The organism is Streptomyces sp. CB02400, assembly GCF_001905725.1.
GTDB lineage: Bacteria > Actinomycetota > Actinomycetes > Streptomycetales > Streptomycetaceae > Streptomyces > Streptomyces atrovirens.
In genome coordinates, this window is record NZ_LIWB01000002.1 from 611,038 (window position 1) to 623,683 (window position 12,646).

A 12,646-nucleotide genomic window follows, 5' to 3' on the forward strand; every position below is an offset into this window, starting at 1 on the left:
ACGGGCGGCGGGAACGGTGTGTTCACCTGGTCCGCATGGTGGAACCCGGTCCGCTGTGGCAGCGTGATTCTCGCCACCCTTGATAAGGGTTGCGCTCAGATGAGCGGATCTTGAGCGACTGCACTTCTCAAAGGGTGGCACTCAGTGCCATCTCTTGATCGTTCATCGAGCGAAATCAGACGTGAAGATTGCCGCTCATGTGAGCGCTCAGGGCCTGGCGGGAAGGCTGATGCGTTCAAGAAGTGAAAACATTCGGCCGTCGCGGCTTGCCAAGCTTTGACTTTCGATCCGCTGGCGGACGACTGGTTACAGGCGCATGACGCACAAGTGGACGTACCCAGAAGCCTTTGATCTGGGTACATTCTCGCCGTCAGGGCAGCCACCGCGTCCTCGAGGAGTCGAGACCCGTGTCGGAAAACAAAGATCCCCACGTAGCGAAGTTCGTTTACGACTTCACCGAGGGCAACAAAGACCTGAAGGACCTGCTCGGCGGCAAGGGCGCCAACCTCGCCGAGATGACCAACCTGGGCCTTCCCGTCCCGCCCGGCTTCACCATCACCACCGAGGCGTGCAAGACCTACCTCGACAGTGGCGAGGAGCCGGCGGCACTGCGTGACGAGGTGAGTGCGCACCTCGACGCCCTCGAAGCGACGATGGGCAAGAAGCTCGGCCAGGCCGACAACCCCCTCCTCGTGTCGGTCCGCTCCGGGGCGAAGTTCTCCATGCCGGGCATGATGGACACCGTCCTCAACATCGGCCTCTCCGACAAGTCCGTGCAGGGCCTGGCCAAGCAGGCCGGCGACGACCGGTTCGCGTGGGACTCCTACCGGCGCCTCATCCAGATGTTCGGCAAGACCGTCCTCGGCGTCGACGGCGAGCTGTTCGAGGACGCGCTGGAGGCGGCGAAGGCGGCCAAGAAGGTCACCGTCGACACCGAGCTGGAGGCGGCCGACCTCAAGAAGCTCGTCACCAAGTTCAAGAAGATCGTCAAGACCGAGGCAGGGCGGGACTTCCCGCAGGACCCGCGCGAGCAGATGGACCTCGCCATCAAGGCGGTCTTCGACTCCTGGAACGGCGACCGCGCCAAGCTCTACCGCCGCCAGGAGCGCATCCCGCACGACCTCGGCACGGCCGTCAACGTCTGCTCCATGGTCTTCGGCAACCTCGGCCCCGACTCCGGCACGGGTGTCGCGTTCACGAGGGACCCCGCCAGCGGCCACCAGGGCGTCTACGGCGACTACCTCCAGAACGCGCAGGGCGAGGACGTGGTCGCGGGCATCCGCAACACCGTGCCGCTCGCGGAGCTGGAGTCGATCGACAAGAAGTCGTACGACCAGCTCATGCAGATCATGGAGACCCTGGAGAACCACTACAAGGATCTCTGCGACATCGAGTTCACCATCGAGCGCGGCCAGCTCTGGATGCTCCAGACCCGCGTCGGCAAGCGCACGGCGGGCGCGGCCTTCCGCATCGCCACGCAGCTCGTCGACCAGGGCCTGATCGACGAGGCCGAGGCCCTCACCCGCGTCAACGGCGCCCAGCTCGCCCAGCTCATGTTCCCCCGCTTCGACGAGGACGCCAAGGTCGAGCAGGTCGGGCGGGGCATCGCGGCCTCGCCGGGTGCGGCGGTCGGCAAGGCGGTCTTCGACTCGTACACCGCCGTGAAGTGGTCACGTTCCGGCGAGAAGGTCATCCTGATCCGCCGCGAGACCAACCCCGACGACCTGGACGGCATGATCGCCGCCGAGGGCATCCTCACCTCGCGCGGCGGCAAGACCTCCCACGCGGCCGTGGTCGCGCGCGGCATGGGCAAGACCTGTGTCTGCGGCGCCGAGGAGCTGGAGGTCGACACCAAGCGCCGCCGGATGACGGTCCCCGGCGGGCAGGTCGTCGAGGAGGGCGACGTCGTCTCCATCGACGGCTCCTCCGGCAAGGTCTACCTGGGCGAGGTCCCGGTCGTCCCCTCCCCGGTCGTGGAGTACTTCGAGGGACGGATGCACCCGGGTGCCGACGACGCCGACGAGCTGGTCGAGGCCGTGCACCGGATGATGGCCTTCGCCGACCGCAAGCGCCGGCTGCGGGTGCGCGCCAACGCCGACAACGCCGAGGACGCGCTGCGCGCCCGCCGCTTCGGCGCCCAGGGCATCGGCCTGTGCCGCACCGAGCACATGTTCCTCGGCGACCGCCGCGAACTGGTCGAACGCCTGATCCTCGCCGACACCGAGGCCGAGCGCGAGGAGTCCCTCAAGGCCCTGCTCCCGCTCCAGAAGCGGGACTTCGTGGAACTCTTCGAGGCGATGGACGGTCTCCCGGTCACCATCCGCCTGCTCGACCCGCCGCTGCACGAGTTCCTGCCCGACATCACCGAGCTGTCGGTCCGCGTGGCCCTCGCCGAGTCCCGGCAGGAGCCGCACGAGAACGAGCTGCGCCTGCTCCAGGCCGTGCACCGGCTGCACGAGCAGAACCCGATGCTGGGCCTGCGCGGTGTCCGCCTCGGCCTGGTCATCCCCGGCCTGTTCACCATGCAGGTGCGGGCCATCGCGGAGGCGGCGGCCGAGCGCCGGGCGGCCAAGTGCGACCCGCGCGCGGAGATCATGATCCCGCTCGTCGGCACGGTCCAGGAGCTGGAGATCGTCCGCGAGGAGGCCGACCAGGTCATCGCCGAGGTCGAGCAGGCCACCGGCACCTCGCTCAAGCTCGCCATCGGCACGATGATCGAGCTGCCGCGCGCCGCGCTGACCGCCGGTCAGATCGCCGAGGCGGCGGAGTTCTTCTCCTTCGGCACGAACGACCTCACCCAGACGGTGTGGGGCTTCTCCCGCGACGACGTGGAGGCCTCGTTCTTCACGGCGTACCTGGAGAAGGGCATCTTCGGGGTGTCACCGTTCGAGACGATCGACAAGGACGGCGTCGGCTCGCTGGTCGCCGCCGCCGCGAAGGCCGGCCGCGCCACCCGCCCCGACCTGAAGCTCGGCGTCTGCGGCGAGCACGGCGGCGACCCGGAGTCGGTCCACTTCTTCCACGAGGTCGGCCTGGACTACGTCTCCTGCTCCCCGTTCCGCATCCCGGTCGCCCGCCTGGAAGCCGGCCGCGCGGCCGTCACGTCGACGGGCAGCGACCACCGCTGAGCCCTGCGGGGCACCTGGACCCCGGAGCCGCCGTCTGTCACCCGACCACCCTCACCGATCGGCGGCGGCTCCGGATCACGAAGAAGGGCGGGCCCCTGTGCGGGGGGCCCGCCCTTCGGCATGTCACGGCGCTCAACCCCCTTCCGATATCGCTTATTTCGGTGTGTTACCGGGCAGAAAGAGGTCAGCCGGTATGCCACTCAGGGGGAGGGCCGATGAGCTGGAGCGAGTTCAAGAAGGTGCTGGGGGAAGCGGCGGGCGAGATGGCGGTCAGCTATCCGTTCGTCTCCATCATCACCGAGTGGCGGTACAAGGAGGACGACGAGGCGCTGGACGCGATAGCCGAGTACGTCGCGGGGGCGACGCCCACGGGGCTGGAGAAGATGGACAAGTACCTGCGTGAGGCGACCGTCAACGAGCACAGCAGCGAGCAGCGGCAGCGGCTCGTCGTCTTCTACGCCTGCTTCAAGTACCTGGAGGCCCAGAAGACGGGGAGATTCTCGGCGCGTTGGTGACGGTGGCGCCGGTCAGTGCCGGGGCGACCACGCGCCCGTCGGGGTGAGGGCGTCCCGTAGCGCTTCGAGGAAGCGCAGCAGCCCTCTGACGGAGGCCTGGTCGCCGTCGGCGGCGACCAGGCTCTTGCCGTTGCCCTTGCGGACCGTCAGCCGGTGTGCCTCGATCGGCAAGGGCCCGAGGTGCCGGAGCTCGGCTTCCACGGAGAAGTCACAGGACCACAGCTCGGTGTGCGCCACGCCGAACGGTACGGGCAGCGGCGGCTGGAACCTTACGCCCCACGTGGTGACCACCGCGGTGGCCACCCGGGCCGTCAGCAGGCTGAGCGACCTCTCGGGCTGCCACACCAGCAGCAGCTCCTCGCCGCGTTCGGTGGGATACAGGTGGCGTACGGAGTCCAGTTCCGCAGGGGAGAGCGCCGACGTATCCCTGAACAGCCCCGGAGCGAGGTCCGGTCGGCGCACCACGTCTCGGACCGTCTGCCCCGTGTTCGCGAAGGCCGCCGGTCGCATCCGGCCCAGGACCGCCTCCAGCGCCGCCGCCGCGTGTGCCGCCGCCCGCTCCTGGGAGCCGGCGGCGTCGGCCTTGGCCTTCCCGCCGTCGGCGTGGTCGCTGATCCCACGGATGCTCAGCACTGGGAGACTGCCCGAGAGATGGGCGGCCTGGGAGACGCCGGCGCTCTCCATCTCCACGGCGACGGCATCGCCGTAGACGGTCCTGAGGCGCTGGGCCAGGGCCGACCGGTCGGAGCCGAGCACCACCTCGCCGGCCGCGACGGGCTTGAAGTGGACCTTCGGCACGGTCGCCGGGCGGGGGGCGCGGGAGAAGGGCAGCCGGGCCGCGTCCCTCCGCAGGTCCTCGACCTGCCGGCGTACGTCCGCGGTACCGCGTACCAGGGAGATCCACCGATCGTCGCGCAGAGCGGCGCGGGCCTGTTGCTCCAGGGCGTGCGGGGCGTCCCAGACGCGGGGCCGGGCGAGCCGGCCGTCGTCGGTCTCCTTGCCGCCGTGATAGGCGTACACCCGGGTGGCGACGACGACATCGCCCAGCGCCACGTCCTTCTTGAGACTTCCGGCGACCCCGACGAAGAACACCGCCTCCGGCTCCAGCCACTCGCGGGCCCGTTCGGTGATGACGGCGGCCGACTGGTTGCCCTCGCCGATCTCCGCGAGAGCGACCTGCCAGGGGGTGCCGGCGAAGGCGCCCACGTCGAACACCGTGCCCGCCGGGTGGGTCCGGGGCACGACGTCGTCGACGTGCGCGCTCACGGCCCTGAACTCCAGCGGAAGCGCGGTGAGCACCACGACACCACCGCTGCCCGTCCGCACCATGCCGCGCCCCCTCGTTCCCGTGACCGCCCCTTACCCGTTCGTCCACCGGCGTACCCCAGGCGGGTAGTGGCGTCCGTCGCGTCGTCCCGCGGGGAGCGGGGCGGCGCCCGTGCGGGGGAGCCCGCTCTTCTGCGGTGCCGGGGGGCGTCCAGCCGTCGGCTCTCCCGACGGGATCCCTGGTGGACACGGCCGTCACACGCTGTCCTGGCCGGGCAGCCCGGCGCCGTCCGGTCCCGGAGCCACCACCTGTGTCCGCGTGCCGGAACGCTCGATGACGGGCGCTCAGGAGCGGGGAGCCGACCGAGCCGAGCTCTGCGGGTGCGGACCCCCACCCGTTCGGGGGCCGAAAGCTCTGAGGGTCGCGTCGACGAGCGAGTCGGCGTATGCGGTGGTCAGCGGACCGCTGCGGTGCAGCCACCGCTGGAAGAGGGGGGCGTAGAGCATTTCGAGGGCCAGGTCGAGGTCGGCGCCGGAGTCGAGCTGGCCCACATCCTGGGCGCTGCGCAGGCGCGCCTTCTTCGCCTCGTCCAGCGGCCGGGCCAGCTTCTCGCGGTACTCGGCTGCCAGCGCGGCGTCGTTGGCGATCTCGGTGTTGAGGGCGCGGATCAGCCTGTCGAAGGACGGGTCGGCGAACTCCTCCGCCGTGGCTCGCATGACGAGCTTGAGGTCGGCCTCGAGGTCACCCGTGTCCGGCAGCGTGACCGACTGCCCGTCCGCATCCTCGCTCAGAGCCAGAAGGGCGGCGAAGACGACCGCACTCTTCGACGGCCACCGTCGATAGATCGTCTGCTTGCCGACGCCGGCACGGGCGGCGATGGCTTCGACCGTGACCTTCTCGTACGCCTCCTCTGCGACCAGGGAGCGGGTTGCCGCGAGGATCGCCTGCCGGGACCGTTCCTTGCGCCGGGAGTGGTCCGGCCCCTTCTCGTTGGACATGCGTCCAGCCTACCCATGAAACGAAACGAGACGATCCGTATTGGTGAAGTCGGGGTGATGCTCTACGCTTGAAATGAAACGAGACGAGCCGTTTCATTTACTGGGAGTGGGACACCATGACGGACGCGAGAGTCTGGCTCATCACCGGTGCCTCCCGTGGCCTGGGCAGGGCTTTCACCGAGGCCGCCCTGGCAGACGGCGACCGCGTGGTGGCTGCCGCCCGCAACGTCGGGCCTCTGGCGGAACTGACCGGGAAGTACCCCGACCATCTGGCCCCGCTTCCGTTGGACGTAGCCGACCGCCAGGGCGTGTTCGACGGGGTGGAGCGGGCGGCAGCCGCGTTCGGCAGGCTGGACGTCGTCGTCAACAACGCCGGCGGAATGCTCTACGGCATGGTGGAGGAAGCCACGGAGGAGCAGATCCGGGCGCATATGGACGTGAACTTCTTCGGCGCCGTGTGGGTGGCTCAGGCGGTCCTTCCCCACCTGCGTGCCCAAGGCGGGGGACGACTCCTCCAGGTCACCTCGATGGGCAGCGGCGGCGGCATGGCCACCGTCGGCTTCTACGGTGCGGGCAAGGCCGCGCTGGACTCGGTCAGCGAGGCGCTGGCGATGGAGGTCGAGGGGTTCGGCGTCAAGGTCACCATCGTGCAGATGGGCGGCTACAACACCGGCCTGTTCACGGCGGGCACCACGCACACCGAACCCCTGGCGCGGTATCAGCCCCTGCGCGCCGAGATGGAGGCGACGTGGGGCGATGCCGTCGCCCCGGAGCCGGACACCGCTGCCCCGGTCGTCATGGAGCTGGCCGCGTTGCCGGACCCGCCGCGACGGCTGATAGTCGGGAGCCGGTCCTTCGACCACGTCCTGGAGATGGACCGGGCCCAAGCGGATCTTTACCGGTCCTGGGAGCACCTCAGCCGCCTCGCCCCGGGCTGACGGGGCCCCGCGCCAGGACGTGTCGGCGCCGCCCGGCTGCCTGGAACGAGACCGGCACGCGGGACCACACCGGGGCGGTGTCGATCCCATCGGATCCGAGGTGATCGATGACAGGCTCGACGACGGAGGGTCCGTTCCTCCACCGATGGTGGGTCCCGATGTAGTGTCCCGTGCCGGACTTGCACAGCCGCCACGGCGGGGAACACGGGGGACGCGGTGCCGTTTCGGATACGCAGGAGCACCATCAGACCGCTGAGCGCCATGGGCGGGTACGCCGTCGACCCCTGGCAGTCGTTCCGGCGCACGGTCGGGGTGGTGCTCTTCGGGTGGGCCGCCGCGGCCGTCACCGCGGGGGCGTCCTACCTGGCGTTGCGGTGGGTGTGGGTGCCCATCGCCGTGGGGGTTCCGCTGTGTCTGGGGTTCGTCACGCTCCTGATGCTGCTCCATCGCGCGGGGTGGATCGCCCTGCTGTCCTTCGTGCCGGGGCTGTTCATCCTCGTCGGGGCCGTCCAGTACGCGCCCGAGGCGGCGTTGGAGGTGCGAGGGGTGCGGGAGAGCGTGGTGATCGTGGCGGACAGCGTGGACGAGACGGGCGGCGACAACCACCGGTTCACGCTGCGTACGGCGGACGGGGAGGAACTGGAGGAGCGGCTCACCTACAACGGTGACAACTTCGGCCTGGAAGTGGGGGACCGGCTCGATGTCCTCCGCGACCCGGAGGGTGTGGCGCCCATGGAGCAGGTGGACAGGGTGGACGCCGCGGGGCGGCTGAGCGGTCTGATCGGCGGGCTCGTGGCGTGGACGCTGATGGCGGTCCTCGCCGGGCGGCGCGGGCATGTGCGCCGCCGGCGGGGGAAGGCCGACTCCCTGCTGCTGTCCCTGTGAGCAGGGGAGCCGGTCTTCGCGCGGAACGGCGTCAGCGGGTGTCGTCGCGGCGCTTGCGGGCCGCGATCATCACGCCGCCGCCCAGGAGGACGACGGCCGCACCACCGGCCGCGATGTACGGCGTGGCGTTGCTGCCGCCGGTCTCGGCGAGGTCGGTGCCGCCGCCCTGCTCCTTGCTGCCGGAGCCGGTGTTCCCCGTGTTCTCGGTGCCGGTGTCGCTCTCGGTCTCCTCGTAGGGCTCGAAGTCCGCGGGCGGCTTGTCGCAGCCGATGCCGTCGCCGTCGCGGTCCAGGTGCTCGCCGTAGTGGTCGCTGGTCTCGGGGATGTTGGCGTGCCCGTTCTCGTACGCCTCGGAACAGTTCTCGAACGGGGTGTTGCCGCCGTGCGCCTCGGCGGTGGCCGGTACGGCGGCCAGGGCGAGTGCGGCGAGGACCGCGGCGGCGGAGGTGCGGAACGGGTGCATGGTGAAGAGTCCCCCAGATCGGGCGATTGCGCGTGCTTGGTACGAGGGTGACGAAGCTACTGGGAGGCTCGTGCCGTGTGGGGCTTATGAAAAGCTTGTGATGCGAACGTGACGTGACTGGAGGGTAGCTCTCCGCTACCGGTGATCCTTAGCGGCAGGAGGGGTGGGACGGCATGGCTTCCACGTTGTTCGACGCGTTCCCGCAGACCGGCGTCGTGTTCCGGAGGCCGGTGCTCAAGAGGCTCTCGGCGGGCACGGAAGCGGTGTCGGTGTGGAAACTCCTCGACGGCACCACCCGCGTGGTTCATGTCCGGGACGGGGAGGCCCTCGCTCTGTTCGACTCGTGGAGGTTCGAGCCCGCCTCCGGGCCGGAGCCGCACCGGCTCAACCGGGTGCTGGAGCGGGCCGGTTTCTTCGAGGAGGACGAGGAGGAGATCGACGACGAGTTCAGCGACCCCGCCGCCGCTCTGGAGGCGGTGGAGCGGGAGTTCGGCCTGGGGGTGGACCCGCAGGCGGTGGCGGGGCCGCTGCCGAGCGCCATCGTTCCCGTGCGGGCCGGCTGATCGGCGGACGGCCGGACGCAGCCGTCGCCGTCGCCGTCGCCGCTACGACCGGAAGGGGCCCCGCACCTCGTACGTGATCCCGCCCGACGAACTCCCGCTCGTGCCGCGCTGGCTGGAGAAGTACAGGCGGGTGCCGTCGGGGGAGAAGGCCGGGCCGGTGATCTCGGAGCCCGACTGGCCGCCGATGCGGAGGAACGGGGCCACCACGTCGGCCGGCGTGATGACGCAGATCTCCATGGTGCCGCCGTCCTCGGCCACGAAGAGGTCGCCGGAAGCGGCGCCGGTGACGTTGTCGACGCCCGTCAGGGGAGCGCCGCCGCCCGTCACCAGTGAGTCGTCGTAGGCGAGTTCGATGGTCTGGGCGGACGCGTCGTACTGCCAGACGCGGTTGTCGCCCTTGGTGGTGAACCAGCAGGTGTCGTCGGCGTAGTAGCAGCCCTCGCCGCCGTTGAAGCGCTTGGCGCCGGAGACCTGGTTGCGGGTGGCGGTGGCGCCGGACGGGTCCGGGACCCGTGCCCAGCTCACCGGGCCGCTGGTGCCGCTGCCGGCGACCAGCACCTCCAGGGTGCCCGAGGACAGGTCGCCCCAGGTGGTGGGCCGGAAGCGGTAGAAGCAGCCGTCCGTGACGTCCTCCGTCAGGTACACGACCCTGCGCACCGGGTCGGCCGCCGCCGCCTCGTGCTTGAAGCGGCCCATCGCGTCACGGCGGACGGCCGCCTTCACACCCCAGGGGTCGGTCTCGTAGACGTACCCGCGGTCCACCTCCTCGCAGGACAGCCAGGTGTTCCACGGGGTCTTCCCGCCCGCGCAGTTCTGCCGGGTGCCGGCCAGGACGCGGTACGCGCCCGTGATGGCGCCGGTGGCCGAGAACTTCAGCGCGCTCGCCCCGCCGGAGGGGTTGATCTCCGAGTTGGAGACGTAGATCCAGCCCGACCCGTCCGCGTAACAGGCGCCGCCGTCGGGGGCGTTGTGCCAGGTGTACGAGGTGCCGGTGACCGTCCGGCCGGAACGGGCGACGACCCGGCTGGTGAAACCGGCGGGCAGGCTGATGCCGTTGGCGTCCGCCGCCCCGAGCGGACCGTACGGGCCGCTGCCGGGCTGGGCGGGCGCGGCGTACGCCGCGCCGCGCCACAGGGTCCCGCCGAGCACGGAGGAGGTGCCGCCGACGGCGGTCGCACGAAGGAAGGTACGACGTTCCACTGCCACTCCAAGGGTGCCGTGACCGTCCCGCCACCGGTCGGCGACGGGGGCGTGCGGTCAGGGAACCTAGGGGCGCGGAGTGGACGCCTCATGGCCGGGGGCGTACCGACGGATGACCATCCCAGGGGTCTACAGGGGCACCGCCACCGCCGTGAACGTCGTCTCCGGGGTCTGCGGGCTGGTGAAGCGGGCGTTGACCAGGTAGAGGCGGTCGCCGAAGCGGGCGGCGGTGGCGGGGACGTCGAAGCGGGGGTCGGTGATCGAGCGGCGCAGGGTCGCCTTCGTGGAGTCGGCGTCCAGGTCGAAGACCGTGACGACGTTCGAGCGGTTCTGTACGACGTACAGGGTGCGGCCGATGCGGACCAGGCCGTCGCCGTTGGCCACGTTCTCCGCGCCGGACAGGGCGATGCGGATGGCGCGTCCGGTTCTGAGGCTCACGCGGTACAGCTCGCCCGGCGTGCTCTTGACCACGATCACATCGTGCCCGTCGGGCGTGCTCACGATGCCGTTGGCGTTGTTGACGCCGGGCAGTTGCTCCCAGTCGCCGGTGAGCGGCAGGGCGCGGACGCTGCCGCTCCGGCCGCGGGGGACGCCGTACAGGACCGCGTCGCGGGAGTCGGTGAACCAGGCGCGGTCCCGGAAGAGCACGGCGTCGTTGACGAAGTGACCGGTGTCGGCGGTGAGTCGGTGCGTCCGCACCAGCTCGCCGGTGCGGGCGTCGACGATGCGCGCGGTGCCGCCCCCGCCGCCGGCGACGTACAGCAGGCCGTCCCGGCCCAGCTTGAGGCCGATGGCCACGAGGCCGGGGGTGCCCTCGTGGAGGACTACGCCCTTTCCGGTGCGCAGGTCGGTGCGGAGGACCGCTCCGTCGGCGCGGGAGCCCATGTAGGCGTACGGAGAGCTGCCGATGGTGATGCCCTCGGGCAGCCAGCCGTCCGGCAGCGGGAACTCGGTCGGCCAGGCGGGCCGGCGGCCGGCGGCCTGCGCCGTGCCGGTGCCGGCCGCCACCGCCAGCGCGGTGGCGGCGGCTCCGCCGAGCAGGGTGCGCCGGGAGGGCTGGGGGTGCTGCGGGTGCTTCCGGGTCATGGTTCGGGCCTCCGTTACGGATGGGATGGGGCTCGAGACGATGGGGCAGGACCGATGCAACCCCAAGAACCCGCCGCGCGGAATGGATGACACGGGCCGACAGGAATCCGACAGCCGCGTGCCCGCTCCCGGTGCGGGGGTCAGGCCGTCTGGCCGCCGTCCACCACGAGGTCGGTGCCCACCACCGACGCCGCGTCGTCCGAGGCCAGGTACAGCACCGCCGCCGCGACCTCCTCGACCGCCGATACACGGCCGAGCGGTACTTCGTGCCCCATGCGCTCCGCCCGTCCGGCCTCCGTCTCGCCCGGTCGCAGTGACATGGTCGTCGCCGTGGCGCCGGGGCTGACGGCGTTGATGCGGATCCCCTCCGCGATGTGGTCCAGGGCGGCGCCCCGGGTGAGCACGGAGACGGCCGCCTTGGTGGCGGCGTAGGCGGTGGCTCCCGGGGTGCGCTTGTGCGAGCCGAAGGTGGAGGCGATGTTCACGATCACGCCGCCGGCCGGCTGGGTGCGCATCTGGCGGATCTCCGCGCGCAGGGCGTGGAACACGCCGGTGACGTTGATGTCGAGCTGGCTCTGCCAGTCGTCGTCGGTCAGTTCGGCCAGGGGCTGCCCGCCCCGGAAGACGCCCGCGTTGTTGACCGCGATGTCCAGCGAGCCGAAGTGGTCCACGGCGGCGTCCACGACGGCTTGGAGGTCCGCGGCGCGGGAGACGTCGGCGGTGACGGCCAGCGCCTTGCCGCCGGCCCGCTCGATCAGGGCCACCGTCTCCTCCAGCGGCTCCGGCCGCCGTCCGGCGGCGACGACGTGCGCGCCCTCCGCGGCGAAGGCGAGGGCGACGGCCCGTCCGATGCCGGAGCCGGCGCCGGTGACCAGGGCGGTGCGGTCGGTGAAACGGCTGGTCATGATCTCCCCTAATTCTTGACCGATCGGTTCATTATGAGATCAGGGATCGAAGGCCGCCGTCCGGTGGCCCGTCGGGTGGTTCAGTCGCCGAGCAGTGCCAGCGCCTGTTCCGCCGCGTCCCTGATCCTGGCCGGGTCCGCGGACGCCTTGCCGACCACCCGCAGGCCCTGCAGCAGCACGAGCAGCATGCGGGCGAGGGCGAGCGGATCGCGGTCGGCGGGCAGTTCGTCCTGGGCCCGGGCGCGGACGAGCGCCGCGTGCAGTACGGTCTCGAGCTGGTCCCAGTTGCGCTCGACCCGCCGTGCGGCCGTCGCGTCGTGCGGGGCCAGCTCGGCCGCCGTGTTGGTGACGAAACAGCCGCGTACGCGCAGGTCGTCCTCGATCGCCTCGGCGGCGTAGCGCCGTACGAGCGCCCGCACGCCCGGCAGTGCCGGGCCCGGCCGGGACAGGTCCTCCAGCATCTGCGGGAGCAGTCCCTGCTCGTAGTGTTCCAGCGCTTTCAGGTACAGCTCGCGCTTGCTGCCGAAGGTCGCGTAGAGGCTGGCGCGTCCGATGCCGAGGCGGGTGACGAGGTCGGACATCGACGTCGCCTCGTAGCCGCGCTGCCAGAACAGCTCCAGGGCTGCCCGCAGCGCGGCGTCCGGATCGAACTCCTTGGTCCTGGCCACGCGAGGCAGCCTAGGCTTTTCTGAAACGGT

General features: G+C 70.9%; 12 protein-coding genes. 5 read left to right on the forward strand and 7 right to left on the reverse strand.

Annotation, left to right across the window (positions count from 1 at the left end; genetic code table 11):
• Positions 1-407: 407 nt before the first annotated feature.
• Complete coding sequence (ppdK, locus tag AMK33_RS07845) at positions 408-3,128, forward strand: pyruvate, phosphate dikinase (protein WP_073931990.1); 2,721 nt, start codon at positions 408-410, stop codon at positions 3,126-3,128.
• A gap of 215 nt (positions 3,129-3,343) precedes the next feature.
• Complete coding sequence (locus AMK33_RS07850) at positions 3,344-3,643, forward strand: hypothetical protein (RefSeq protein WP_073931991.1); 300 nt, start codon at positions 3,344-3,346, stop codon at positions 3,641-3,643.
• 12 nt (positions 3,644-3,655) lie between these two features.
• On the opposite strand, the gene AMK33_RS07855 is transcribed toward AMK33_RS07850, so the two are convergent.
• Both AMK33_RS07855 and AMK33_RS07860 read right to left on the reverse strand, forming a co-directional pair.
• Entirely contained in the window at positions 3,656-4,972 is a 1,317-nt protein-coding gene (locus AMK33_RS07855) for a 5'-methylthioadenosine/S-adenosylhomocysteine nucleosidase (protein ID WP_073931992.1), read from the reverse strand.
• 282 nt (positions 4,973-5,254) lie between these two features.
• The gene (locus tag AMK33_RS07860) at positions 5,255-5,908 is read right to left on the reverse strand and encodes a TetR/AcrR family transcriptional regulator (RefSeq protein ID WP_073931993.1); all 654 of its coding nucleotides are present in this window, start codon (positions 5,906-5,908) and stop codon (positions 5,255-5,257) included.
• A 116-nt stretch (positions 5,909-6,024) separates the two neighbouring features.
• Here AMK33_RS07860 and AMK33_RS07865 point away from each other — a divergent pair, with 116 nt between their 5' ends.
• Both AMK33_RS07865 and AMK33_RS07870 read left to right on the forward strand, forming a co-directional pair.
• Positions 6,025-6,846: an SDR family NAD(P)-dependent oxidoreductase gene (locus AMK33_RS07865; RefSeq protein ID WP_073931994.1), complete on the forward strand. Its 822-nt coding sequence runs from the start codon at positions 6,025-6,027 to the stop codon at positions 6,844-6,846.
• A 216-nt stretch (positions 6,847-7,062) separates the two neighbouring features.
• Positions 7,063-7,731, forward strand: a complete 669-nt coding sequence (locus tag AMK33_RS07870) for a hypothetical protein (RefSeq protein ID WP_235618005.1) — start codon at positions 7,063-7,065, stop codon at positions 7,729-7,731.
• Between the two features lie 31 nt (positions 7,732-7,762).
• Here AMK33_RS07870 and AMK33_RS07875 read toward each other — a convergent pair whose 3' ends face one another.
• A complete protein-coding gene (locus tag AMK33_RS07875; protein ID WP_073931996.1) occupies positions 7,763-8,194 on the reverse strand; it encodes an LAETG motif-containing sortase-dependent surface protein in 432 nt (143 codons plus the stop codon).
• Positions 8,195-8,367: 173 nt separating this feature from the next.
• On the opposite strand from AMK33_RS07875, the gene AMK33_RS41220 reads away from it, so the two are divergent.
• The gene (locus tag AMK33_RS41220) at positions 8,368-8,757 is read left to right on the forward strand and encodes a DUF6461 domain-containing protein (protein ID WP_073931997.1); all 390 of its coding nucleotides are present in this window, start codon (positions 8,368-8,370) and stop codon (positions 8,755-8,757) included.
• A gap of 42 nt (positions 8,758-8,799) precedes the next feature.
• Here AMK33_RS41220 and AMK33_RS07885 read toward each other — a convergent pair whose 3' ends face one another.
• The 4 genes from AMK33_RS07885 to AMK33_RS07900 all read right to left on the reverse strand — a co-directional run bounded on the left by AMK33_RS07885 (position 8,800) and on the right by AMK33_RS07900 (position 12,616).
• Positions 8,800-9,957 carry an alkaline phosphatase PhoX gene (locus AMK33_RS07885; protein WP_073931998.1) on the reverse strand — a complete coding sequence of 386 codons (1,158 nt, stop codon included), beginning with the start codon at positions 9,955-9,957 and terminating at the stop codon, positions 8,800-8,802.
• A 129-nt stretch (positions 9,958-10,086) separates the two neighbouring features.
• A complete protein-coding gene (locus tag AMK33_RS07890) occupies positions 10,087-11,043 on the reverse strand; it encodes an SMP-30/gluconolactonase/LRE family protein (protein WP_073931999.1) in 957 nt (318 codons plus the stop codon).
• A gap of 140 nt (positions 11,044-11,183) precedes the next feature.
• The gene (locus AMK33_RS07895) at positions 11,184-11,948 is read right to left on the reverse strand and encodes an SDR family NAD(P)-dependent oxidoreductase (RefSeq protein ID WP_073932000.1); all 765 of its coding nucleotides are present in this window, start codon (positions 11,946-11,948) and stop codon (positions 11,184-11,186) included.
• 80 nt (positions 11,949-12,028) lie between these two features.
• Positions 12,029-12,616 carry a TetR/AcrR family transcriptional regulator gene (locus AMK33_RS07900; protein WP_073932001.1) on the reverse strand — a complete coding sequence of 196 codons (588 nt, stop codon included), beginning with the start codon at positions 12,614-12,616 and terminating at the stop codon, positions 12,029-12,031.
• Positions 12,617-12,646 lie beyond the last annotated feature (30 nt).